Consider the following 23274-nt stretch of genomic DNA (forward strand, 5'->3'; position numbering starts at 1 on the left):
TCGCTTGCGGACTCCCATCGACAACATCGGTCGCGAAAAGGCACTCGAACGAAGTTTGGGATTCGACCAATGGATTTGTCAGGAAAGTGATGTCGGAAGCTAGCCTTGCGCCGGCCCAGGTGCCGTAGCCGAAACTACCCGCGATGATTAGGACTGCATGTCGCGGATCGAAAGGATTTTTCGCCTTTAAGAGGAGGCCAAAGTCGGTTCCTTCTCCGGGGTGGCGAAAACGCGGAGAGTAGAGTCGACCGCTCCTAGCGTCCCGCAACGCCACAACATGCTCATCAGGATTCTCAAAGTCGAGCGTGTGAGGTACTCTTTCCAAGGCCTGTTTAGCAATCCTATTCACGTCTGGTCCGCCGATTAGAATGAGGCCATTGCGTCGCGATTCACTCATGGCACGATTACTGTGTACGACCCTGTGCTGCTGAGCACCGATTCGGTCCAGGTATCGCTGAATTTCAGTAAGGGCAAAAGCGCACCCGACCCCAAGAAGACCCGATGGCTCCCACTTACTGAGTTGATGTGGTCCAAGGACGACGGCGAGATCAGCGCCGATGAACTGCGGCCAGAACCCGTGAACTGTGGGATGTTGGAGATCCCCTGAAGGGTTCTTCTGCTTGCCTTCCCGAGCTATTCGACTGCGTGCGGAAAGCCATGCTTCACCTTCCTGGCCGCACGCAGACACGAACGCCTTTAGGGTTGCAGCCCGCGGCAAGCCAGCAGTGCCATTGATCAGGGCATGGACGGTGGCACCGCTGAGGCCCGATTTCGCTGCGAGGCGTGCGATGCTCCAGTTGCCCTGATGGAACAGGTCGGCAAGCTGCTCGGTTAGGTCTCCGCGCGTTTGGATCTGAGACGGATCTACTCGAGACACCTGAACACCCTTCGGTCTGGCCGTTCGCTTTCGTTCAGAATGTATCGTCCACCGTCTCCTGACCTGCGCGAAATCACAATATCGTTCAAACAACTCGATCTGTATCGCTTTCGAACGGCCAAGTACAGCACGATATCGCTCACCAACCGACCCCATCGAGGGGGATAACAGGTGAGCGGGCGAAACGCTTGTGGCATCGCGTCATTCATGCGCGTGGTCAGGCCCCTCACACGGCTACGAAGGGTTGTACGGCGTGATGAGGAACAACGACGACCAGATCAGCGTGCGCATGCTCGTGCTTCTTCTCATCGGCACGGTGACTGTTTACGTGGCGCTCCGCGACCCCAGCATGGGGGTCGCGATCGGGGTGGGCGCCGTAGTTGTAGCGCTGGTTCATGAACTGCTCGGCAAATGAGGGCTGGACCAGTCGAGGTCGGAACGCATGGTGCTCAGGCCTCTGTCACCACTGATGCGGCGTACGTGGGCTAGGCCCAGCGAGCGCTCGCTGGGCCTAGCCCACGTACGCCGCGGTGACGGCACTAGCTGACGGCAACATCGACGCACGTTGCCGTATCAGGAGAACCAACCGCGCGCCTCGCGGGGCAGGTACGGGAAGCAACCCTGCTGCCCCTGCGTCCGCTCGGATGATCTCCTAAAGCGGGTGTCGCAGGTTCGAATCCTGCCGGGGGCACCATGCCTGACCAGCGCGTTTACCCCTTGCGGGTAGGCGCGCTGTTCGTCGTAGCCGTGGCATTAACCACGAATAGGTTCCAAACCACGGCGAACAACAAGAGCAAGCGGCGTCAGCGCAGCAGTATCCGCCCCAATGGAGCCGGCTTTCAGGTCCGGGTCTACGCCGGGCAGGACCCGCTCACGAAGAAGGACATCTATCTCCACGAGCAGGCCGAGACGGAGGCCGAGGCCGAGACCGGCGACCGTCCGGACGTCGGCAAGCACCAGGCATTGCGGCGCACAGCGGTTAGCCGTGGGGGCCGCCTGCTCGTCACCGCTGCCCATCCCGCCCGGACAACTCTTGTACCCGGCTTTCCACGCACGCCGCACGGTCATCGCTGGATGTCGCCAGGAGGCTGTCTCTGAGTCCCAACGGGGGCCTCATGTCACGGGGTGGGCAAGGGGTCTTCCGTGTCTGGCCCCTCCCAGAACTCGGGGCCGAGAGTGTCTTTCAACAGGGCATACATGCTCTTGCGGAAATGGGCGGTCACGAGCCATGGGCGGGTGAAGATTCGGATCGCCCCGACCTCTCCCGCGTCGTTCAGCGTGAAGATCTCGACCAGTTGCTGAACGTGGCCGCCGTCCACGTATTCGTCGATCACCACCGCGAATCCCGATTGGCCCTCGATGTCGAGGACGGCACGGACCTTGAGGTCGCTGAAGCTTTGCGCCGCTGCCTTGAGGACCGGCCCGACGACAGCTTTCCCCGTCGGCTCTTCGCGCAGGATCGGGGAGTACAGGGTGACGTCCTGCGCCAGCGGCGGGACAGCTGGATGGTCGACCCAGACCGGTGTCGGCCCATCCGGGGCATACGGTTCGGGTCCGAGGCTCGGGTCTGCGAGAGCGGGGTCTGTCTTCGCAATCACTTCGCGCAGAGCGGCCATGAATGGCCACGGCCGGCCGTAGACGTCGATCGTGTCAATCAGACCCGCAGCGTTGTGCCGGGCGAGCGCCACGATCTCTGTCTCTCGTCCGCCGGGGCTCGCGCTGTACACGACCCCCTCCACCCCGTCTCCCTTGAGCCGGACAGTAGCTTCAGGCGCGGCAAGCGCCCGCTGGTAGGTACCGAGAGCTGCCGACGCAGCGTCACGACCGGCGATGCGCGGTGCCGCCAGTGGGGTCGCGATAGAGACGTCTTCGGCAAGCGCTGTAGGGGCCTGTCCCGAAAGTGCGGCGTTCAACTGATCCGACATCGCGCGCCCTCCTCGTCGTCACGATCAAGGCGAGCCTGGGCTTCGGGGAATCGGGCGCGAGGTCGTGCGGCGCGCTCGGCGCCGGCACCCAAAGGCCACCAAGAAGCTTCTGATGTGCCACGGCTGCACCCAGGCGGTGTCACGGATGCGCGCGCCGCAGCCAGGTTCGTTGCCGTCGTTCCAGCATGCGCCTGGAGCATGGCGCGGCGCACGCTGAAGGACATGGCCGCTCCCTTGCCTGGGAATCAGAAGGCCTGGAGGTTCGGGCGAGTCGCCGCCGCCACGGACTGTGGACTGTTGCGACCCGTTCAGCCAGCGCCGGTCCAGCAGCCGCCCGGCTGGTTCACGGTGGCGCGGAACCTGTCGATCGTGGCCCGTACGTTCAGCCACGCACAGTTCTTCGCCTTATCCGGCCGGAAACTGGACCGCTGCCGGTCAGGTGGGCCTGCCGTTCCCGTGGGCGGCACACCATGCCGCCCACGGAGTGCGCCGGTCAGCGGACCGTTCGCGCCGCCTTCTCGATCATGCGGGTGACGGCGTCCGGGTGGGACACGCTCACGGCATGGGAGGACTGGATCTCCTCGATGTGGGCGCCGGCACGCTTGGCCATGTGGATCTGGAGTTCCCTGGGGATGATCCGGTCGTTGGTGCCCACGAGTGCCCAGGAGGGGATGGTCTTCCAGGCAGGCTCACCAGAGGGCTCGTTAAGGGCAGTGCCGGTCCCCGGGCGCTGGGTAACTGCCATCAGGCCGGCGGTTTTTGCGGGGACATCCGCGCCGAACGCCTGACGGAACCTGGACTGGTCGATGTAGAAGTCGAAGTCCTTGGAGCCGTCGGCGTTGGTGATCGGGACGGGCCGCAGCACGTCGCCGATGACGCTTCCCTCGGACTTGCTGACGAGCTCATTGGCGCTCTCGCCCTTGTCGGGGAGGAAGGCGTCGGCGTAGACGAGGGCCTTGACGTTGTCGGCGCCGTGGGCTGCGTTGCTGATCACTGCTCCGCCGTAGGAGTGGCCGACGAGGACCACGGGCCCGTTGATACTGGCCAGCAGGTTCTTGACGGAGGCGGCGTCGCTGCTCAGACCGCGCAACGGGTTGGCCGCGGCCATCACGGGATAGCCGTCCTCCTTGAGTTTCTTGATGACGCCGTTCCAGCTGGAGGAGTCGGCGAACGCACCATGGACGAGTACGACGGTGGGCTTGCTGCCCTTTGAGATCTGGGTCTTGGCTGCGTTCGCCGGACCGGGTGTCGCGGCGAAAAGGCTGGCGGCGACTGCTGCCGTGGCTGCGAGAGTGAGAGGAGTGCGGGCACGCCGAAGGCGCGGACGACGGTACATGGGGAGCCCTTTCGAGGCGGAGATTTCAGCCACGCCGGTAGGTGGACATGGCTGCCGTGCGGCGAGATGTAGCCGCAAGTCATGGAGGGGTCGACCGTGGGCGGCAAGCGGGAACATGCCCAGGGCTTGCCAGGGGAGCTACCGCCGAGGGTGGGCTCGCCCACGGTTCTGATCGTGTCGTGGGACCGGCGAACAGCGGCAAGAACGGATGATCAACGTTCTTCGCAGGTGCGGTCCACGCGCACGCGCGCCGAGGTTGTGAACAGCTCGCTGCCGCCCTTTTGAGGCGCTACTGCCGGGCAGCGCAGTACTTTCAGCTGCTGTGGAGGACGGTGCGCAGGGTCTGAATTGCGCGTTCCATCGCGGCAGTTGTGGCCTGCGTGGGGCGCAGGGGGTTGAGCATCATGAAGTCGTGCAGGGTGCCATTGACGCGGATGCTCGTGGTGGGCACGCCGGCCTGGGTCAGCTTGCGGGCATAGGCCTCGCCCTCGTCCCGTAGTACGTCGTTCTCATCGACGATGACGAGCGCGGGCGGCAGGCCCGCAAGGTCCTCCAGGCTCGCCCGAAGGGGAGAGGCGGTGATCTCCGCCCGCTGGGCGGGATCGGTCGTGTAGCAGTCCCAGAACCAGGCCATGGACTTCGCGGTGAGGAAGGGTCCGTCCGCGAACTCCCGGTAGCTGTCGGTGTCCTGGGCCGCGTCGGTGACGGGGTAGTACAGCGACTGGTGCACGAACTCCACGTCGCCGCGCTGCTTGGCCATGAGAGCCAGCGCCGCGGTCATGTTGCCGCCGACGGAGTCGCCGGCCACCGCCAGGCGGGAGGCGTCCAGGCCCTCCTCGGCGCCCTTGGCAGTGATCCACTGGGCAGTTGCGTACGCCTGCTCGATGGCGACCGGGTACTTGGCCTCCGGGGAGCGGTCGTACTCGACGAACGCGAAGGCGGCGTTCGTGCCGACGGCCAGCTCCCGCACCAGGCGGTCGTGGGTGCCGGCATTGCCGAGAACCCAGCCGCCGCCGTGCACGTAGAGGACGACCGGCAGCGTGCCCTGGCTACCGACGGGCTTGACGATGCGGACCCGCACATCGCCCACGCCGGCCGGCACCGTGATCCACTTCTCCGTCACCTCCGGCTTCTCCACGGGCGCCGCTTGCAGGTCGTCCAGGACCTTCCGGGCGCCTTCCGGCCCGAGCTCATACAGGAACGGCGGGCTGGCCGTCGCGTCCGCGATCTCCTGAGCCGCAGGCTCCAGAATGGGCTTCGTCATCATGCACTCCTTGGGTCGGTGGGTTCTTGCCCGCTTTGACCCGTATGACAAGACAGGAGCGAAATGTGTGACACCCGTCGACGCGAACGATGCCAGCGCCGGCAGAGACCGTTTCCGTGAAACCGCCTACACCGACCGCACGGGCTTGATGAGACAAGCGCGCACCGCTTTCCGCCCCGCCTGAAGCCGCATCGGCCTCCTGTGACGCGACGTCCTCACAAGCAGGGTCGCTGTGGGCGACAGCCCTGACGTGGGCGTTCGAGGTCCAGGATCCGGTCCCGCCCGGCAAGGCACCCCAGGTCGCAGAGCATCGCACGCCGGTCTGCGGAGGTACGTGGAACGCTTGGAGCATGGCCCTTCGAGCACGGCTGGACTTCGTGCGTTCGTGGCAGCCGGGGCGCTCACCCGCGCTGATCGTGATCCCACTGGCGCTGATTGTCACGGTCTGTGTGGTGGATGTGCTCTCTCCGCCGCACATCCATCTCGGTCCTCTGCTGGTGGCGGCACCTGCCATCACGGTGGCGTTCGCCAGCGCCGCCATGACGGCGCTGATGGGAGCCCTCGCCGTGGCGGCCCAGGTACTGATCGGTGTACTCAGGGGGGTCCTTCCCACCGCCAACATTCAGGCTCAGGTTGTTGCCCTGATCGTCGTCTCGGCCATCTGCGTCACGCTCTGCCTGGTGCGGGATCGGCGTGAGCGACAGATGCACAGGGTCCGGTCGGTGGCCGAGGCAGCGCAGAGTGTGTTGTTGCAGCCACTGCCCGCACATGCCGGCTCTCTACGGATCGCCGGCCTGTACATCCCTGCCGAGGAAGAAGCAGACATGGGCGGAGACCTGTACGCGGCCGCACGGACCGTCCACCAAAGCACGCGGCTCCTCATCGGCGATGTGCGCGGCAATGGGCTGGCCGCGATCAACAACTCCGCCTTGCTGCTCGGCGCCTTCCGCGCAGCCGCTCATCGGCAGGCCACCCTCCCCCGTCTCGCCATTCACCTGGACGCCGCGCTCCGCTGGGACACCAGCCAGTGGCAGTCACAGACAGAGCAGGACACCAACGAGGACTTTGCCACCGCCACGCTGCTCGACATTCCCGATCACGAGCCGTTCGTCCACCTCATCAGCTGCGGCCACCCACCGGCGCTCCTGCTCCGGGGGCATCACGTCACCCCACTCACGCCTGAGACGAACCACCTCCCGATCGGACTCGGCGGGGTCTTCGGCATCGCCGACTACGACGTTCAGACATTTGCATTCGAGGTTGGTGACCTGCTGCTCCTCTACACGGACGGCGTCATCGAAGCACGCAACTCCGAGGGCCTCTTCTACCCCTTCGCCGAGCGGGCACCGCAGTGGACCAAGGACGACCCCGACGTCTTCCTGCGCCTCCTCCAGGACGACCTCCTGGCCCACGTCCACGGATGCCTCAACGACGACGCTGCCGTGGTCGCAATCCGGCGCCTGGCAGTCTGATACCCGACCACGTCGGCCGCCTGAGCGTTCCCCAGACCCTGCCTGGCGAACCTCTGAGCCTCGCCCTGTTGGACGACCTCGCAGGCCGCATCTACCCAGCTCACACGGGATCTTGTCGGTGTCCGGCGTATGAGCGCGGCGGCTTGGGTCAGTGTTGATGGGGCTCCTTGAAATCCCCAACTCCCGCTCGGGGTGCGATCTGGCCTGCTCGATGGATCTCACCACCCCTTCCGGGCCTGTCCTGGACGGGACACCAATGGCGAGGGACTGGGACTGCCCGATAGCCCGTCAGGGGCCGGGGTGTGTAGTTGCACATGCCGTAGCGGCATGTGGTGTTGTCGAGGGCACCACAGCACGAAAGGCCCTGTCAGCGATGTACCCCTCCGCCATGCCTCCCCGCGAGGTCAAGATCGGCGATGCCGCCGCCTTCGCCGGAACCACCCCGCGCGCCATTCGTCACTACCACCAGATCGGTCTGTTGCCGGAGCCCGAGCGAGGCGGAGACGGACGTCGCCGCTACGGCTACGACGACATGATCCGCCTGCTGTGGATCCGCAAGATGTCCGAGACCGGCGTCAGCCTGGACGATATGCGGGCCGCCTTCGACGAAGTCCGGGACGTTGGGGACGTCCTGGGGCGGCTGGAGGAGACCCTGGCCGCCCGGGAGGCCGACATCAAGCGTCAGCTCGCGGCAGTAAAGCGCCTGCGGGCTGTGGGCAGCCCACTGGGCTTGCTCTCCCCGTTGGTCGCGGACCGGCTCAGCCACCTGCCTTCTGGCGCACTGCGTCCCTCTGACCTGGACGCCCTGCTGGTCACGGAACGGATCTTCGGGCCGCTGGGTGCCGCAATTCAGGCCAGCGTGTTCATCATCCTGGCAACCCATCCCGGCCTACGGGCCGAGGCCGACCGCCTCGACGCGGCTGACGCCGCCCTCGATGACACCGTCGATCCCCACGACCCGCAGGTCGAGGAACTCGCCGCGCAGCACTGTGCCCACCACAAGGCCCTGCTTCAGGCCATTGAAGCGGCCGGACTGGATGTGGCCGAGGAGAAGCTCTTCGAGATCTACGACGCCGAGGCGAGCGGCGAGGAGGGCGCCCGGATGAGTGCCTTCGAAGCGGTGACAAAGATGCCCTATGGCTTCTCCGCGGCCCGGACGCGGTGCATGGAACTCACGGCACGACTCCTTGCCGGGGACCTCTCCGCAGGCAGCTGATCGCTGGTGTCGCCGTGCGCGAGGATCCCGGAACCTCGCCGTGCGCGAGGATCCCGGAACGGCCACCGGCACGAAGCCGGCGTCTCGACACGGCCCACACACTCCACGACGGGAAGCCCAAGCCGACGACCGGGGCCTCGCTCCTTGAAACTCCCGGCTTCGTTGAACGCCAGAGCGAGTGATCCGAGGAGCACCCCTGGCCGTTTCAATAATCCCCACCCATCAGTGTCGCAGTGGCCTCTAGGTCCCCGTCTGACACGCGAGCCTGCGACACCCGCTTCAGGAGTTCGATCCCGGCCCGCTCCGGCTGCCTAATTCGACTAATGCCACGGCCGGACAGAGACGCTGGTGTGCCCCTGATCCGGCGTCGTTGATGCCAGTCGTGGATGTCAGAGCCCTTCGGATCCGTAGCTCTGTGTGGATCGTCCACTGAGGTCCGCCGCCGAGCGCTGCTGTTCGTGCTTGTGGTGTCAGCCGCTGATGTCAGCCGTCACACGCGGTTCTTGCAGAGGGCGACGCTGGTGAGCGATTGGGGCTGTCTCCGGTGTGGCGGAGGATGGTGCTCATGTGCGCTCTTTTCGACCCCCCTGAGCCGCGCCGCGTCTCGCCGGGCGAGTACCCGGTGTGGGACCAGGCTCTCGCCCTTCTGAACCGGGACCTGGCGGTGACGCTTCCCCAGTTGGAACCCCTGCAACTGCTGGCCCTTCCGTCCTACGCTGCGGATGAGCCGGAGAACGTCTACGTCGCCATGGCCAACGGCGAGTGGCACGGCAATCACCTGGACCCGAACTCACAGGACAGCCTTGCCTCTGCACTGGCGAGCGTCGCCGATGCCGCGCAGGACACCGTCATGGAGCTTCTGTGGCAGGCATGGCCCCTGTGCCCCGAGCACGGCCTGGGCATGCATCCAAGGGAGGATGCACAGGAGCGACTGTTCTGGTGGTGCGCAGGGGAACGGTTGCGTCGCGGCCCGGCTCATATCCACGCGGCCGTGGGCGCACTCGACGCCTTGGGAGAGTCGATCCGTACACGGTCTTGAAAACCGTCGTGGCAGCGATGCCACCGTGGGTTCAAATCCCACACCCACCGCAGGTGAACGGCCCCTGACCAGCGATATCGGTCGGGGGCCTTCGTCATGCGCAGTGCCCGTCGGCGACCGTGATTCACCGTGAGTCCCCGGTCCATCGGGCACGGATGGGGCACGAGCTTCAGTCGCCCTGGAACCACAGATAGCTGCCGGGGGTGCTGGCGCACTGTTCCAGCAAGATCGCAAGGTCGTCCAACGCGGCGAGCTGACGATCGTCACTGCATCGTTGCCGCAAATCAGAGACCTCGTTGAAGGCGGCGGCTGCCTCCTGCTCGTTCATCAAGGTGTCTCCGTATGGGTCTACGGCGGTGAGCCGCCCGGATACTCCAAGCAGCTGCAGGGATCCGAGTGCGTCGGCCAAAGCGTCTCCGTGCCCGTATGAGCTGCGCAGGAGTGTCGCGCGGGACTTGTGCCAGTTGCGTGTCGGCCGCGCTGAGTGCAGTTCTAGGTCGATACCCATGCATGCATCCTCGCTGTCGGGCCCCCTTCACCCACCAGTCACCCCAGCTCCCATCCCGTCTGCCATCGACCCACACACCGTGGCGGGGGCGTGGTTCATGGCGTCCAGGTGGAGCGCGCCACTGTACGAACGACCTGGACGCCCTCCTGGCCGCGTTCACCGGACTGCGCTTCGGAGGGCTGGCTTCGCTTCGCCGGCGGGACGTCGACACGGAGAACGCCGCGCTCATGGTCCGGCGCTCACAGGCAGAGATGCAGACGGGCGCGCTCTTCGACAAGGCCCCCAAGTCCGACGCCGGTGTGCGGCCGGTGGCCTTCCCGGCCGAACTCCTGCCAGACGTGAAGCAGCAACTTCCGAGACGACTGGATCAATGCGCGGACCAAGGCGAAAGTCGCTGCCGATGTGCACTTCCCCGACCTTCGGCACACGGGCAACACCCTCGCTGCGTCCGGCGCGAGCCTGCGGGAGCTAATGACCAGGATGGGGCACAGCACACCCCGCGCGGCCCTGATCTATCAGCACGTGGTCAGCGGACGTGACCGTGAGATCGCCGATCGCCTCGGCTCGATGATCCGCAAGGAACGGGGTGATGACGACGTGGCATCCTAGTGGCATTTGTGGCACGTGAGTGGCACGGCCGTGATCACAGCACAGGGCCAGTTCGAGGGGATCAAGCCCCTGAACTGGCCCTTAGTCGTGTGCCCCCGGCAGGATTCGAACCTGCGACACCCGCTTTAGGAGTTCGCTCCGAGCCCGCTCCACCTGCTGCCCTCGACTGGTGCGACGGCCGGACAGAGACGCTGATGTACGCCTCCGTCCGGCGTCGTTGATGTCAGCCGTGGATGTCAGAAGCCTGCTGATCCGTATCTCCATGGGGGACGGTCGGCGGGAACAAGGAAGCGCTCTGACGGGTGATGCTTCGCAACCCCTGGGCGCAACGTACGTACTACGGCTCCCTCATGTGATCACTGAGGGGGCCCTAGTGTTGTTCGGGGTGATAGAGACCTCTGACCAGAATCTCGGAGTGGGTCCGTTCATCCGGCCGGGCAGTCCTTGGCAGCCAGTTCGCGGTGCGGATAGGACCCATCAGGTATGGCGCCGTGCAACCAGTCGGCGAGCCACTCGGCCAGCGACTGCCCGAGTGGGGCCAGGGCGTGCTCCTTGCAGCAGAGATTCGGATCGGAGTCCCACATCTGCCCGTCGGCCGTCGTGAAGTCGGTGAGTGCCCACATGGCGCAACCCCGGTCCATGAGGGGCACGAGCCCGGGCGGCAGGCCGCGCGCAGGATCTGCGAACTCGCGGTAGGCCATCGCGATGTCCTCGCAGTCACTGAACCAGTCGCCCGTATCGGTCAGGGAGACGGCCTCCCAGGGTCCGAAGCCGCCATTGGAGGCTTCGAGGTAGATCCTTTTCAGAAGATGGGGCATCGCATGTCCAGCGATGTGCTCGAACGCAGCAATATCCGCCGGCAGAGCCGGGTCAGGAAGATTCTTGCCAGCTGCGTAGTCGCGGACTGCCGCTATGAGCTCGTCATCGGTCACACGCAGATCCTCGGCGACCGGGTGTCCGTTGTCGACGGTGAAGATCGCGCTCTCAGCTTGGGACGCTGAGGAGGTCTAGAGCCCGTTGAACGTCTGACCTGCTGCGGAGTGGCCTGGCCACCCTCGACGCCGGCGGCTCGTTGCCCGCCGTTCCCCGTGGTTCCCCGCCCAACCTGGCACGGGTCTGGCACAAGCAACTGCCGGGGTCCGATGGGGACTACTCAGGACGCCGACCGTGCGCCACGCGTACGGCCACCCCGTGGCCCGCCTCTTACTCCCACCGGTTCGGCTTTCGCCGGGGCGCCCCCGGACGCCTGCTGTCGGGACAACATGACCGTACGACCGTTACGGCTTGGCTTCTAACGCTTTTCCACGTGACTGCTTCGTCCCGAAGCAACTCGGGATGCTCGCTGTCCTTGGGCTGCTGCGCCTGTCACCTGTACTGACGGTCCGCTGACGTCCACGGGCGTTCGCGGTTGTGCGTCGCGGTTGTCACGCAGTTAGACCTTCAGTGCGTCTCGCACCCGGAGCCGTGGCGCATGCTCCTAGAGGCCGCGTAGCGCCTCGTACAGGTCGCCGTAGGCGGTCCAACAGTCGATGCTGCCGTCGTCGTACAGGCTGCCCATGTACCAGTCGTCGTCATCCACAGGCTTCACGAGACACAGGCTGTGGAACCCGAGAACGATCTCTGGGCGTGGCATCTCGTGGGCCTCACCGAAGCCGACCCACTTCACTGACCGATCGGGAGCCAGGGCGAGAGCCTCTCGGTCCCCCGATGCATCGCGGATCTGCTGAAGAGTCCATCCCCGGGGTAGTCGCGCGTCGGCCATCTACGGATGATCTCATTCGCCAGATGCAGATCACCGCTTTAGGAGAGAGGCTGGGTTGTCCTGTGCGTGACCTGCTAGCCCTCTGGCCGAGCTCGTCCACGGTTGTGCCCGCGAGTACCGGCTACTGACCGCGGCTGACTCCTATATCTGGCACGGCTGTGGCACGCGAAGTCTCGTTGCTGCCGTCCCCGGGCTGGGACGCCCGTTGCGATCGATGGGCGGAGAAGGTCGGACACCACACTGTGAGGCCTTCGTAGCTCGCCAGTCAGAGGCTCTTGGCACCCGCCTCGTACTCCTTCGCCTGAGTAGGTGTCAGCAGGTTTGAGACGCGGATGAGGATGCCGCCGACGATGTAGTGGTACTCGGTCGCACTGGGCATGGACTTGGCGATCGTCTCGATGTACTTCGCCCGAGACTTTGCCTCATCCTCGGTCTTGAACACCTCGACGCTGCCGCCGCGCTCAATTGCGTCCTTGTCCAGGCCCTCGACGTCCGCGGCGGCGATACGGCTGTCGGAGAAGGCAGCCTTGCTGGTGTAGCCGCCCGGCCGCCCCAGAAGATGGTTCGGGTCGTTGGCCTCGGTATAGACCTGGACGAGCTTCAACTCCGGGATCGCCTTGCCCAGCCTGGCCACAGCCTGCTGTGCGGTCAATGCGTCAGACTTCTCGGCCGAGGCCGCGTTCACGGAGCTTGTGCTCTTCGGGGAGGTGCTCGATGAGCTGTCGCTTGAGCCGGTGGGGCTACAGCCGACTAACAGCACGCCGGCGAACGCGAGTCCGGCTGTGGCGGTACGAATATGCATGATTCCCCCAGGAGCACTCAGGTGGGGGCACACTACATCGCAGTGATGCGCTCTCCTTGTCGCCGCTGCAATGCGACCTGATGTTGATCGTTCTGTGCGGGTATGCAGCCCTCAGATGTCTCAAGAGGGGGGCGCATGAGCAGGATTCTTGATCAACTCCCGACGCTGCTGGGGGTAGTAGTAGGTGGTCTGATGTCCTACGTGGTTGGGGCACTAGCAGAACGCAGCCGATGGCGCAGGCAGCAGGAGACCCGTTGGGATGGCCAGCTTCTGCAGGCGTATAGCGATTACGGGTATGCGGTGAAGGAATGCGCTTCGCGCTACCAACGGCTTGCCGCCTACCACGGACTAACCGACCATCCAGCACCTCTGGAACCGACTGAGGCGGAGTTGGAACTGGCGGCGGCTGCCGAGGGCCGGCGTGCGGCCATGGTGGAGGGCCTCGCTCTCCTGGCCAACGCCCAGACTGCTGAGGCGGTGCAAAAGCTCAACAGGTGTGTTTGGCACCTTGAGTGGCTCGCCCGGGGTCAGTTGGCCGGCAATCCCTCGTCTTGGGCTCTGGCCTTCAGCGATTACCGAACTGCACGCACAGAGTTCTACCAGCATGCCCGGCGGAGCCTGCAGATAGCCGAGATGGGGCCAGTGAGCGAACCGCCTTGGCCTCCGCCCTGGCGGCCTGTGCATGAGCCTTCGGAGCCGTAGCTCTATGTGGATCGGTAATTGAAGGGCGTTCCGGTTAGTCGGAAGTGCCTGAGGAGCGCTGAAGGTTGGGGGTGGTTGCTGCGGTTGCTGTATCGGGTTGCTGTACGGTCTCGGCAGCTTCACGGGCATGCGCGAGGTTGTTGCGGGTGGTCAGGGTGGAGGGGTGGGTGTAGCCGAGGACCTGCTCGCGTTGGGCGAGGGTGGCCTCGTACAGAGGGATGGCCCGCTCCAGATCCCCCGCCGACTCGTAGGCGCCGGATTCCCCGCTGTTCCCCGCTCGATCTGGTGCGCTTGTAGTGCGGGCACTGTCGGCGTGGGGCTCTACGAACCGGCGCGTCTGCACGTGCCTCAAAGGTGTTGTTTGGCTGCTCTGACCAGTCGGCTGATGTCGTCACGGGTCCGTGCCCTGGCATCGTCGAGTTCCGTTCTGCTGTCTGGTTTGGACAGCGTCGTAACGTCTGCGAGCACGTCCTCCGCGGCCTGGCTCAGCGTCTCGTCATCGGTGAGCATCTGCGTCCGGAACAGTGCTTCTTGGGCGTTGGAGCGCAGGTCGTAGGCGCGGATCCGCACCGTGTCGGGGTCCTCCGGTGGTGGCTGTTCATGCTCGCAGAACCAGAGGTGAACCAGGCAGCGGCGGTAGTTGACCAATGCGCCGGCGTAGGCGGAGAAGGCATCGAGGCGTTCTTGTCGCAGCTTCTCCTGGCGGGTGAACTCGTGGCTCCTGTCGGCCGTGCGCTGCTGGAACGCCAGGGTGATCCCCGAACCAAGCAGCGTTCCCAGGACGGCTATGCCGCTGGCGATGATGGTCTCCACACCCTACGAATACCGGCTGGCCGGAGCTTCGTCGAATGGCTATGCACATCGATGTCCCGTGAGAACCTGGCGGAGTGTCGCGCAGCCAGCACCGTCCCGAACCTGCACCGCAGTTCTCCGATGAGCAGATTGTCAACTGGTTGATCGACGAATGCAGGGACGCGGGCACCCGCATCTCAACCCTCACAACTTCGGGTGACCGCATCATGGCCGCGGGGAGCACGGTGATCGCTCTCGTGGCCACGATCGCAGTCGGGGGTAGCAAGAGATACCTCCTGATGTGGCTGCCCCTTGGCGTTGCTGTCGTCATCGTCTACGGGCTGTACTTGAACAACATGACGAGGACACTCATCGGGTACAAGATCGGCCTGGAGAAAGAGATCGAACGACGAGTCGGTCTCCCTCTGATCGCATGGCAGTCGCGCATCAATGTTCGGGCCGGCTCCAGCCACCACGTGAAGAGTGTGTTCGTGATGTGCGGGGCTGTATTTGCCTCAAGCGCAGGGCTCGCCCTCAATCAGGCGATCGACACGCTCTCCCCTGGTGCCTGGGGACATGAGCGGGCGTGGCTGTACGTCGCGCTCACAAGCGCCAGTATCGTGATCTCTACCGCCGTGATCGGCTACTGCCTCTGGATTCAAGAAGGCACCCGCGAGGCCGCGACACAGAAAGTCACAGACATGTTCGGCTCAGATGGGCGGCCAAGTGGTTCTTGACGCCAAGAGGTGAGTGCATCCTGATCAGCACCTCAGCTTGGGAAGCTGCGATCATTTGGGGCCAGATCAGGCGGTGACCTGAAGGAGAGGTCGACGTGCGGTTTCATCGGCCCTGGTCGCTTTCACCGTGATTCCCCGCTGTTCCCCGCTCGATCTGGTGCGCTTGTGGTGCGGCCGTTGCGGGCGGCACTCCATGAGTACCACCGTCTGATCCGTAGCTCTGTGTCGGTCATGGGAGCGAGAGGAAGGGCCCTGAGGGCCGGTGTGGGTGCTGGCGATCGGACGTCACCAGATCATGCAGGCGTGAGCCGCAGAACGCAGACGACAGGGCCTCCTGGTATCGCTCGTCTCGGGTCGCAGCCCTGAGCCACCAAGAGGCCCTGCCTCTGCCCTCGACTACCGCGGGATCACCTGGCCAGGGACCTTGCACGACCCATCGAGCCTCAGAGCGGTGAGCAGATGGCTTCCAGGCGTCCTTCCTTTCCGGTCGTCACATGGCGTGGGTGCCGGACAGGATGGCCATGGACCAGTGCACATCGGTGCCGTTGACCTTCACGGACAGGTGCTTCTGTTCGTCGGGCGCGGTGTAGACGCGGCCGACGGTGACCGGGTCATCGCACGTGATCTTGGAAGGGTCTGAGTCCTTGGGCCCGTACTGAATCGTCGTCGTGCCCTTACCCGTGCAGAGGGCGTGGATGGTGTAGACCTTCTCGGCCGGCGTGAACACGGGCAATGTCCGACTGTCCGTTCCCTTGGTCACGGGAAGCAGGAAATCAGGTTTCTCCGGCAGGGCCAGGGGGTCTCGGGGGGCCTTGCTGGGGTTCGCCGCCGTAGCGCTCGGAGATGAAGACGCCGGGGCCTGTGAGCCGACGTCACTCTTGCCGGCAGAACAGGCCGAGAGCAGGAGGGCCAGCAGGACCGGCGCGGCAACATGTCGGCGCATGCGATGACTCCTTGAGGTGTGAGACGCGTCCTGGCGCCAACGGTCACGACGAGGCGCTCAATCGTGGTGTACGGGTCAGCTGTGAATGCGCCAGCCCTCGCGGTACGGAGCCCAGACGTCCATGTACTGCTTGGCGCCGATCCTGCAGTTGCTGTACTGCATCGCGACGTAGCCGTACACGTTCTCCTTCATGATGCCGTAGTCGCCCTTGACGGTGGAGTGAGCCTTCACGTTCAAGGCACGGGTGCCGCATTCCACCAGCGCTGACAGATGAACCCGGTGAGGCCGTGGAGTTCGTCGCCCAGTAGGTGCAGGTTCCCGCCCGGAACTGTGGGTCAGGTGGCCAGCAGGCCGCCGTCGATGTGCAGGTCGTGGGCGTTGATGCCGGTGTTGCGGAGCAGGAAATCGGTGGCGTCGGCGATCTCGGCCATCGTCACCAGTCGTCCGATCGGTGTCTGGGCCGAGTGCGGTGGGTTGGGTACGTCGCGCCATTTGGGGCTGTCGCCGATCAGGCCCGGATGCAGGGCGTTGACGCGGTGCGGAGCGATCTCCACCGCGAGGGTCTTCACCAGGCCGGTGATTCCGGCGTTGAAGGTGGTGACGACGGTCGAGCCTGGATACGGGCGTTCTTTGGCGAGCCCGCCGAAAAGAACGACGGAAGCGCCTGGGCTCAACCGGTCGCGCAGCACACGGACGGTCTCGGCGTAGCCGACGAGCTTCATGGTCACGGCCGTCACGGCATCAGTGATGTCGAACTGCGCCAGTGTGTTCGCGGCCTGCCCGACCGCGGTGATGACAAGATTGTCGACCTCGGCCACGTCGGCCAACGAGGCGCTGATCGTTTCGGGTTGGGCAAGGTCGAGGGCCAGCCCCCGGACGCCGACGCCGATCCCGGCCGCGATGGTCTCGGCCCGTGCCTTGTCCCTGCTGGTGATGATGACGTCGTCACCGCGGTCTGCGAAATGCCGGGCGATCACTCCGCCCAGGCCGCCGCTGCCGCCGACGATGAGTGTGCTGGTCACGCTATGACCGTCCTTGCGTTGTCGGTTGTGTGAAGGCTGTTCAGAGTGGCTTTGGCCTGCTCACGCATGGCCGGCACGAGGGGAAGAACGGCTTGCGGCAGGTTCGCTGTGACCACCGCGAGTTCGGCGGGAGTGCCCACCTGTTCGAAGAAGCCAAGGTTGAGGTGGGCCCCCACGGGCGGGGCCGAGGCGATCACCGCGCGGGAGAACTCGGTCCAGGCTTCATCTGACATGTGCGCCGCCAACGCGGGAAACAGCACTGGTTCCTCGTGTTCAAGGTGCTGGTGCACCAGGTCGCGCACACTGGCTGCCGCGGCGGCCACGGCTGCCCGGTCCGCGTCGTCCTGCACGGGAGCGACGGCGAGTGCGTCCAATGCCGCGTCCAGCGCCTCGTGTTCTGTGCTGAGTTCGCTCAGCACGGCGCCGGCCACCGGGTCGGCGGCGATCAACTGCGGCCAGAGCACATCGTCCTCGCTCTCGTGGTGATGCCGCAGCGCCGCCACCAGGAAGTCACGCAGTTCGGCCAGTGCGGCCGACGGGGCGCTGTCGCGCTGTGCGGCGTCGGCCAGCAGGGACGTCGCGGCCCGGTGCATCTTGTGCAGTAGCCGCGTCTCGACGATCCCTGCGGACTCCGGCGAATTCGTGCTCACAACGGCCTCCAATCTCGATGGCCCTTAATATCCACTTGGATATTAAGCGTACCAGCGGTCGGCGAGGACCCCGGTGGCCGGCACTACAGTGATCAGATGAAGGAGTCGCCATGAACGGCCAGGAAGCGTCCGAGAAGCCACCGCGCACGCGCCGACGAGACCCGGAGGGTCACCGAGCGGCCATTCTGGAGGCGGCCCGTCACACCTTCGCCGAGCGTGGTTACGCCCGCACGACCCTCCGCGAGATCGCGCGCCGAGCCGGTGTCACCCACGGTCTGATCACGCGTCAGTTCCAGTCCAAGGAACGGCTCTTCCTCGCGGCCGTGCCCGGCAACAGCGACCTGGAACGGGTAGTTGCCGGAGACCCGGCGACCCTGCCCGACCGGATCGCCCACGCCTTCGTCCAACGGATGGAGACCGACGCCGTCAACGACCCACTCGTCGCCCTCGTGCGCAGTGCCGCGTCCGACGAGCGTGCGGCCGCTCACCTCCTGGTCGCGATGCAGGAGCACAGTGCCGCCGCGTACCGGTCCGTGCTCTCCCCCAACGCACCGGGAGCGCCCGGCGATGACCTGGACATCCGCGTAGCACTCGTGGGGTCTCACATGATCGGCGTGGTCTTCAGCCGGTACATCGCACGAACCGAGCCACTTGCCTCGATGCCGCGCGAGCAGCTCACCGAACACCTCACGCGGATACTGCGGCACATCCTCTTCGACGATGCCCCCGCACCTCGGAATCCGCCCCACTGAACAGGGGCTTCGTCCACGCGGAGGTCCGCGTCGGGTGGTCATGGGCTGGTCCATCACCGCCATGGCCGCGCGGTTTCAGCACAGTGTCGACTCCGTCGGTAGCGTCGTCGCTCGGCATGTCGATGTACGGCGGAGGACAACTCAACCGGAGGACACCCTCGTTGACCGCGGCTGACCGCTGCATCTGGCACGGTTGTGGCACGCCTCAGCCGACGGCGGTCAGCCACGACGGCGGATTTGTTCACCGATCAAGCACGTGCCCTCGCTGTGCAGCCCCCACTGCCCGGTCACGTTGCAAGTTGCGTCGTCCGCGGACGGTAGATACGTAGCGGCTGCTCGATCGGGCACACGATGGGCGCGCCGGCTCTTGCCCGGCTTCCTGGGTGGCGGCCGCCCAATTCCTGGCCCGATCGAGCCTGGTTCGTCCTCAGACGGCCGTCTGCGGCTGCCGTACCGCTACGGCCCTCACCGCCGAGCCTGAGACGAGCACTCCTGACAGGGCGATGAGACTGGTCAGGATGTCCTGGATCTGTGTCGCCGGGACATAGACGATGACGATGACGACGAGCAGGGCCGCCCAGTCTTTCGGGCGGGCGATTGACAGCACGGAGCGGGTTGGAGCCACAGTCATTGCGGTACCTCCTTGTACTCAGTGCCCGCCCCACCGGTCATGCCGCCAAGCCCGTCCGGTGGCGCGGGCCTCCTGCTTGAACCCATAGTGGCGTCTCTTCCGTCAGGACCTGTCTTGAGCACGTCGAACAAGGCCAACGGTCCCTCGGACGGGCCATTGTGGGGCGCTCGTTTCCTTCTCGGCGCGCATGCACGTAGACCGGCGCGTGCCCGCAACGACTCAGAGCCGTGAAGACGCCCAACTGATCAGTGACTCCCAGGCTCAGGGCACACGAAGTCGAATTTCGGCTTCCGTCCCAACTGTGAGCGGCCTGGGACTGCCTGGGATCCGTCGTCCCCTGCCGCGGGAAGCGTGTTCGCCATCGACCCATGAAACCGGCCTCTGCCTCGCGGCGCTGGCCCTGTGTGTCGGGGCGTACGTGCTGATGCCTGCCCTGCAAGGGCGTCAGGTGCATCGGATGGTCGCCCCGCAAGGGGAGTTTCGGGCTGTCGTGGATGACACCGGAGTGCGGTGACCTCGCGGGGCAGCGAGGCCATGCGCCGGTGGCCGACAGTCAGCCGCTACACGGAGATTGACGCACTGTATGTGCTCATGGCCCCCGGCAATCGGAGGATGTGCGCGGATGCAGGCCGTCTTGGGCGGGCTGCGTGTGTGGTTCCGATGGCCCCGTGCCTCGTGGGTCGGGGCGCCGCCATTCGCCGCACGACCCACCCGACAGAGTCCGTCAGGCCAGGCCGAACCTCTCCGCGTGCACCTGGCCCGCCGGAACCCGCAATTGCCGCAGTCCGCCCAGTACGGCCGTCGTCATGGCCGGTGGGCCGCAGACGTACACGTCGCGGTCGGTGATGTCGGGGACCAGTCGGTGCAGGTTGGCCGGGTCGAAGGGTGGGACGGCGTTCTCGCCGGTCCGGCCGGTGAGGAGGTGGAGGCGTCCGCCGCGGAGCGCCACCAGGTGGCGGACCTCGTCCAGAAGTACGGCGTCGGCCTCGCTGCGGACGCGGTACAGGACGACGAAGTCGCCGGTCGTCTGGTCCTCCAGCATGGCGCGTACGGGGGTGATGCCGACGCCGCCGGCGATCAGCAGGGCGCCGGGGCGGGAGCGGTGGAGCGAGGTGAACGCGCCGTACGGGCCCTCGACGTAGGCGGGGCTGCCCACGGGGACGTTCCGCAGGCCCGCGCTGGTGCTGCCGGCCGCCTTCGCCGTGAGGCGCAGCCCCCGGCCGTCGGGCGCCGCCGACAGGGAGAAGGGGTTGGCCAGCCACCAGTGGTGGTGTCCGGGGAACCGCCAGATGCAGAACTGGCCCGCCCGGGCCGGGAGTTTGTCGAGGTGGCGGCCGGTGACGTACACGGAGACCACGTTGTCCGACTCCGGCACCACGGCGGCCACGGTGAAGCGGTGGTAGGCGTTGCGCCACAGCGGCATGACGAGCCGGCCCGTCAGCAGGGAGCCGAAGGCGAACAGCCACAGGATCCACCAGTACGCCGTGGCGAACGCGGAGGACGTGAACGTCGTCGTCTCCTGCAACTGGTGGACGAACGCCAGGCCCAGGGCCACGTAGAGCAGCAGGTGCAGACCGTGCCAGACCTCGTACTGGAGGCGGCGGCGCAGGCCGCGGGTGGAGATCACGCCGATCACGACGACGATGGCCGCGGCGAGCATGCCGAGCAGGGAGGCCGGGACGCCGCTCAGCGCCACGAACGTCTTCGCCATGGACGTGTCGTCGAGCGTCGCGTAGCCGAGCACCACCAGCGTGGCGTGGGTGAGGATCGTCCACAGCAGGGTGAAGCCGACCCAGCGGTGCCACACCGTGAGGCGGTCCATGCCGATACGGCGGTCCAGCCACGGCAGCCGGGCCACCAGCAGCAGTTGGAACAGCATCAGCAGGGCCGCGTGCAGGCCGAAGAACTTGGCGACCGTGAGCACGCCGTTCTTGCCCTCACCGGCGCTGATGAACAACGCCTCGACGATCACCACGTTGACGATGACGAATGTCCACATCGCCCCGCGTGCCGCCCGCACCGGAAGCACGGTGCCGCTGCGCACCGCGTTGCTCGCTGCCGTCATGGTCGCCTCTCATCCCCCCCGAGGTCGCAGTACTCGCGACCCGTGTGCACAAACCCCATGAAGATCGGTGAATTCGCCCTAATGCGCACCTCGATCGGGTAAGGATACGGCCGCCGGACCGGATCCGTTCATGCCGGAACCGCCCCAATCCGCGGGGAGTTCGGGTTCCGTGACATCGGTGACAGCACGGAGACATCAGAGGCGGCACCGGCCGGTCTCACTGCTCCGGTGTCTCCAGGCGCCGCATCTCCTCTGCCGCCGCGTCCGCCTCACGCCTCGCCTCCCTGACTCCCCGGTCCGCCGTGCGCGCCCGCTCGCGTGCCGTCCGTTCCGCGGAACGGGCCTGCTGCTGCGCCTCCCTGGCGTGCTGGAGTTCGGCGGTGAGGTCGCTGACGCGCTGTTGGGCCTCGTCCCAGTTCTTCTTGGCCGCGAACGCCTCGCGACTCGCGGTCGCCGCCGCCTTCTCCCGGGTACGGAGTTCCCGCGCGGCCCGGTCCGCCTCCTTGCGGGCCCGGGTGAGCCGCCGACGGCGTTCCGCGGCCGCGGCCTTGCTCGCCCCGGTCGACTCGGCGGCCTCGGCAGTCTTGGAGGCGCCGGCGGTCTTGGCGGCCCCGGCGGTCTTGGCGGCGGGACGCGGTGGCGCGGGCGCGGCTCCCTCCGCCATCGCGGGGAAGCCCGTGCCCGCGGCCAGTGGCTTGACCAGCCTGCCGCTCGCCCACTCCCGCGCCGCGTCGGGATCCGCGAGCACCGCGCGCAGGGTGTTCTCGACCTCGTGTCGTGCCGCTTCGGTGATCGGGTGGCCGGCCTGCGCGGCGAGTTGTCCGGCCTGCCGGGACAGGGCGGTGATCAGGACCCGTTGCTGTCGGCTCAGCTCGCGCAGCTGGGCGCCGTCCAGGTCGCGGTGGGCCTGCCGCAGGCCCTCGCCGAGCCGGAGCAGCGGTTCGACCTCGCCGGGGCTCTCGTGGACCAGGAGGTTGCCGGCCCAGGCCGACAGGCTCGGGCGGCGCAGCTTGCCGATGCTGTCGGCGAGGGCGCGGTCGCCCGCCGTGCGGGCCTCGGCCATCCGGGCCGCGCGGGTGGCGGTGAACTCCTCCGGCCGCAGCCTGTACAGCTCGTCGGCGACAGTTTCCAGGTCCATCGGCGTTCCCTCTCCGCGCCGGGTCGCTGAGTTCCCCGCACCACAGAGGTCCGTATCGATTTTCGCACCGTTGGTGCGGGTCCGCGCAGGCCCGGCCGTCCCGGACTACTTCCAGGCGCGGTCCAGGAAGTCGGCGATCAGCGGGGCGACCTCGGGCAGGTGCGTCTCCAGGGCGAAGTGGCCGGTGTCCAGGAGGTGCAGTTCGGCGTCGGGGAGGTCGCGCAGGTAGGCGCGGGCGCCGGGCTCGGTGAAGAAGGGGTCGTTGCGGCCCCAGGTGATGAGGGTGGGCGGGGTGTGGCGGCGCAGCCATGCCTGCCAGTCGCCGTAGCGCGCGAAGTTGGAGCGGTAGTCGAAGATCAGTGACCGCTGGGCGTCCTTGCGGCCCGGCAGGTCCAGGAAGTGCTGGTCGAGGGTCCAGTTGTCGGGGGCGATCAGGGAGGGGTCGGCGACGCCGGTCTCGTACTGGCTGCGGGTGCCGTCGAGGGTGAGCACGCCGTCGATGGTGGCGTCGGCGCCCGGGGTCTCGGGGGTGAGGCCGATCAGGCCCCGGGCCATGTCGGAGAGGCCCTCCTCGTAGGCGTTGCCGTTCTGGACGACCAGTCCGGCGATCCACTCGGGGTGGCGCTCGGCGACGCGCAGGCCGATGGGGGCGCCGAAGTCGAAGACGTACATCACGAACCGGTCGAGGCCCAGGCCCCGGACGAGGCCCTCGGTGATGTCGGCGAGCCGGTCGAAGGTGTACGTGAAGCCGTCGGGGGCCCGGGTGTGGCCGAAGCCGGCGTGGTCCGGGGCGATCAGCCGGTAGTGCGAGCCGAGGGCGTCGATGAGGCCGCGGAACTGGTGCGAGCCGGACGGGAAGCCGTGCAGGAGCAGCAGTACGGGCGCGTCCGGGCGGTCGGGGAGGGACTCCCGGTAGAAGACGCGGACGCCGTCCACGTCGAGGTGGCGGTGGGCGATGCGGGGGGTCGGAGCAAGCATGACCGGTCTCCTTCGAGCGAGCTCACAGCTCTAATGGGTTGCAGCTTGGTTTAT

General features: G+C 66.4%; 24 protein-coding genes and 1 tRNA gene. 9 read left to right on the top strand and 16 right to left on the bottom strand.

Going from position 1 to position 23274, the window contains the following annotated elements; all coding sequences use genetic code 11:
- The first annotated feature begins 1133 nt into the window (after nucleotides 1–1133).
- The gene (locus tag PGH47_RS18355; protein ID WP_271664332.1) at nucleotides 1134–1292 is read left to right on the top strand and encodes a hypothetical protein; all 159 of its coding nucleotides are present in this window, start codon (nucleotides 1134–1136) and stop codon (nucleotides 1290–1292) included.
- Nucleotides 1293–1570: 278 nt separating this feature from the next.
- On the top strand, nucleotides 1571–1975 hold the full coding sequence (locus PGH47_RS18360) for a hypothetical protein (protein ID WP_271664333.1): 405 nt from the start codon (nucleotides 1571–1573) through the stop codon (nucleotides 1973–1975).
- A gap of 20 nt (nucleotides 1976–1995) precedes the next feature.
- On the opposite strand, the gene PGH47_RS18365 is transcribed toward PGH47_RS18360, so the two are convergent.
- The 3 genes from PGH47_RS18365 to PGH47_RS18375 all read right to left on the bottom strand — a co-directional run bounded on the left by PGH47_RS18365 (nucleotide 1996) and on the right by PGH47_RS18375 (nucleotide 5402).
- Complete coding sequence (locus tag PGH47_RS18365; protein WP_271664334.1) at nucleotides 1996–2802, bottom strand: hypothetical protein; 807 nt, start codon at nucleotides 2800–2802, stop codon at nucleotides 1996–1998.
- Between the two features lie 493 nt (nucleotides 2803–3295).
- Entirely contained in the window at nucleotides 3296–4138 is an 843-nt protein-coding gene (locus tag PGH47_RS18370; RefSeq protein WP_271664335.1) for an alpha/beta fold hydrolase, read from the bottom strand.
- Between the two features lie 313 nt (nucleotides 4139–4451).
- Nucleotides 4452–5402 carry an alpha/beta hydrolase gene (locus PGH47_RS18375; protein WP_271664336.1) on the bottom strand — a complete coding sequence of 317 codons (951 nt, stop codon included), beginning with the start codon at nucleotides 5400–5402 and terminating at the stop codon, nucleotides 4452–4454.
- Between the two features lie 350 nt (nucleotides 5403–5752).
- On the opposite strand from PGH47_RS18375, the gene PGH47_RS18380 reads away from it, so the two are divergent.
- From PGH47_RS18380 to PGH47_RS18395, 4 genes are all read left to right on the top strand, one after another.
- Entirely contained in the window at nucleotides 5753–6874 is a 1122-nt protein-coding gene (locus tag PGH47_RS18380) for a PP2C family protein-serine/threonine phosphatase (protein ID WP_271664337.1), read from the top strand.
- Between the two features lie 373 nt (nucleotides 6875–7247).
- Complete coding sequence (locus PGH47_RS18385; RefSeq protein ID WP_271664338.1) at nucleotides 7248–8090, top strand: MerR family transcriptional regulator; 843 nt, start codon at nucleotides 7248–7250, stop codon at nucleotides 8088–8090.
- Between the two features lie 565 nt (nucleotides 8091–8655).
- Nucleotides 8656–9129, top strand: coding sequence for a hypothetical protein (locus tag PGH47_RS18390; protein ID WP_271664339.1), 474 nt, complete (start codon nucleotides 8656–8658; stop codon nucleotides 9127–9129).
- Nucleotides 9100–9176, top strand: a tRNA-Ser gene (locus tag PGH47_RS18395). The genes PGH47_RS18390 and PGH47_RS18395 overlap by 30 nt, the downstream gene beginning before the upstream one ends.
- Nucleotides 9177–9298: 122 nt before the next feature.
- On the opposite strand, the gene PGH47_RS18400 is transcribed toward PGH47_RS18395, so the two are convergent.
- Nucleotides 9299–9457: a hypothetical protein gene (locus PGH47_RS18400; protein WP_271664340.1), complete on the bottom strand. Its 159-nt coding sequence runs from the start codon at nucleotides 9455–9457 to the stop codon at nucleotides 9299–9301.
- Nucleotides 9458–10117: 660 nt separating this feature from the next.
- On the opposite strand from PGH47_RS18400, the gene PGH47_RS43120 reads away from it, so the two are divergent.
- Nucleotides 10118–10246 carry an integrase gene (locus tag PGH47_RS43120; protein ID WP_333938063.1) on the top strand — a complete coding sequence of 43 codons (129 nt, stop codon included), beginning with the start codon at nucleotides 10118–10120 and terminating at the stop codon, nucleotides 10244–10246.
- Between the two features lie 425 nt (nucleotides 10247–10671).
- Here PGH47_RS43120 and PGH47_RS18410 read toward each other — a convergent pair whose 3' ends face one another.
- The 4 genes from PGH47_RS18410 to PGH47_RS18420 form a co-directional block, all read right to left on the bottom strand.
- Nucleotides 10672–11178 (bottom strand): SMI1/KNR4 family protein, encoded by a 507-nt coding sequence (locus tag PGH47_RS18410; protein WP_271664341.1) that lies wholly within the window; start codon nucleotides 11176–11178, stop codon nucleotides 10672–10674.
- Between the two features lie 1095 nt (nucleotides 11179–12273).
- Nucleotides 12274–12693: a hypothetical protein gene (locus PGH47_RS18415; RefSeq protein WP_271664342.1), complete on the bottom strand. Its 420-nt coding sequence runs from the start codon at nucleotides 12691–12693 to the stop codon at nucleotides 12274–12276.
- Between the two features lie 853 nt (nucleotides 12694–13546).
- Entirely contained in the window at nucleotides 13547–13855 is a 309-nt protein-coding gene (locus PGH47_RS43255) for a tetratricopeptide repeat protein (protein WP_443048613.1), read from the bottom strand.
- A gap of 5 nt (nucleotides 13856–13860) precedes the next feature.
- Entirely contained in the window at nucleotides 13861–14325 is a 465-nt protein-coding gene (locus PGH47_RS18420) for a hypothetical protein (RefSeq protein WP_271664343.1), read from the bottom strand.
- A gap of 74 nt (nucleotides 14326–14399) precedes the next feature.
- Between PGH47_RS18420 and PGH47_RS18425 the strand changes: the two genes are divergently transcribed.
- Nucleotides 14400–15041 carry a hypothetical protein gene (locus tag PGH47_RS18425; RefSeq protein WP_271664344.1) on the top strand — a complete coding sequence of 214 codons (642 nt, stop codon included), beginning with the start codon at nucleotides 14400–14402 and terminating at the stop codon, nucleotides 15039–15041.
- A 490-nt stretch (nucleotides 15042–15531) separates the two neighbouring features.
- Here the strand turns inward: PGH47_RS18425 and PGH47_RS18430 are convergent, their stop codons facing one another.
- The 4 genes from PGH47_RS18430 to PGH47_RS18445 all read right to left on the bottom strand — a co-directional run bounded on the left by PGH47_RS18430 (nucleotide 15532) and on the right by PGH47_RS18445 (nucleotide 17656).
- Entirely contained in the window at nucleotides 15532–15801 is a 270-nt protein-coding gene (locus PGH47_RS18430) for a hypothetical protein (RefSeq protein WP_271664345.1), read from the bottom strand.
- 258 nt (nucleotides 15802–16059) lie between these two features.
- Nucleotides 16060–16221 carry a hypothetical protein gene (locus tag PGH47_RS18435; RefSeq protein ID WP_271664346.1) on the bottom strand — a complete coding sequence of 54 codons (162 nt, stop codon included), beginning with the start codon at nucleotides 16219–16221 and terminating at the stop codon, nucleotides 16060–16062.
- 98 nt (nucleotides 16222–16319) lie between these two features.
- Entirely contained in the window at nucleotides 16320–17006 is a 687-nt protein-coding gene (locus PGH47_RS18440) for an SDR family oxidoreductase (RefSeq protein WP_271664347.1), read from the bottom strand.
- Nucleotides 17003–17656: a hemerythrin domain-containing protein gene (locus tag PGH47_RS18445; protein WP_271664348.1), complete on the bottom strand. Its 654-nt coding sequence runs from the start codon at nucleotides 17654–17656 to the stop codon at nucleotides 17003–17005. Before PGH47_RS18445 ends, PGH47_RS18440 begins: the two co-directional genes overlap by 4 nt.
- 110 nt (nucleotides 17657–17766) lie before the next feature.
- Here PGH47_RS18445 and PGH47_RS18450 point away from each other — a divergent pair, with 110 nt between their 5' ends.
- The gene (locus tag PGH47_RS18450) at nucleotides 17767–18408 is read left to right on the top strand and encodes a TetR/AcrR family transcriptional regulator (protein ID WP_271664349.1); all 642 of its coding nucleotides are present in this window, start codon (nucleotides 17767–17769) and stop codon (nucleotides 18406–18408) included.
- Between the two features lie 427 nt (nucleotides 18409–18835).
- Here PGH47_RS18450 and PGH47_RS18455 read toward each other — a convergent pair whose 3' ends face one another.
- The 4 genes from PGH47_RS18455 to PGH47_RS18470 form a co-directional block, all read right to left on the bottom strand.
- Nucleotides 18836–19039 (bottom strand): hypothetical protein, encoded by a 204-nt coding sequence (locus tag PGH47_RS18455; RefSeq protein ID WP_271664350.1) that lies wholly within the window; start codon nucleotides 19037–19039, stop codon nucleotides 18836–18838.
- A gap of 724 nt (nucleotides 19040–19763) precedes the next feature.
- A complete protein-coding gene (locus tag PGH47_RS18460) occupies nucleotides 19764–21104 on the bottom strand; it encodes a ferredoxin reductase family protein (RefSeq protein ID WP_271664351.1) in 1341 nt (446 codons plus the stop codon).
- 217 nt (nucleotides 21105–21321) lie between these two features.
- Nucleotides 21322–22242: a hypothetical protein gene (locus PGH47_RS18465; protein WP_271664352.1), complete on the bottom strand. Its 921-nt coding sequence runs from the start codon at nucleotides 22240–22242 to the stop codon at nucleotides 21322–21324.
- 105 nt (nucleotides 22243–22347) lie between these two features.
- On the bottom strand, nucleotides 22348–23220 hold the full coding sequence (locus PGH47_RS18470) for an alpha/beta fold hydrolase (RefSeq protein ID WP_271664353.1): 873 nt from the start codon (nucleotides 23218–23220) through the stop codon (nucleotides 22348–22350).
- Nucleotides 23221–23274 lie beyond the last annotated feature (54 nt).

Origin of the sequence: Streptomyces sp. HUAS 31 (assembly GCF_028198125.1) — a bacterium.
Taxonomy (GTDB): domain Bacteria; phylum Actinomycetota; class Actinomycetes; order Streptomycetales; family Streptomycetaceae; genus Streptomyces; species Streptomyces chartreusis.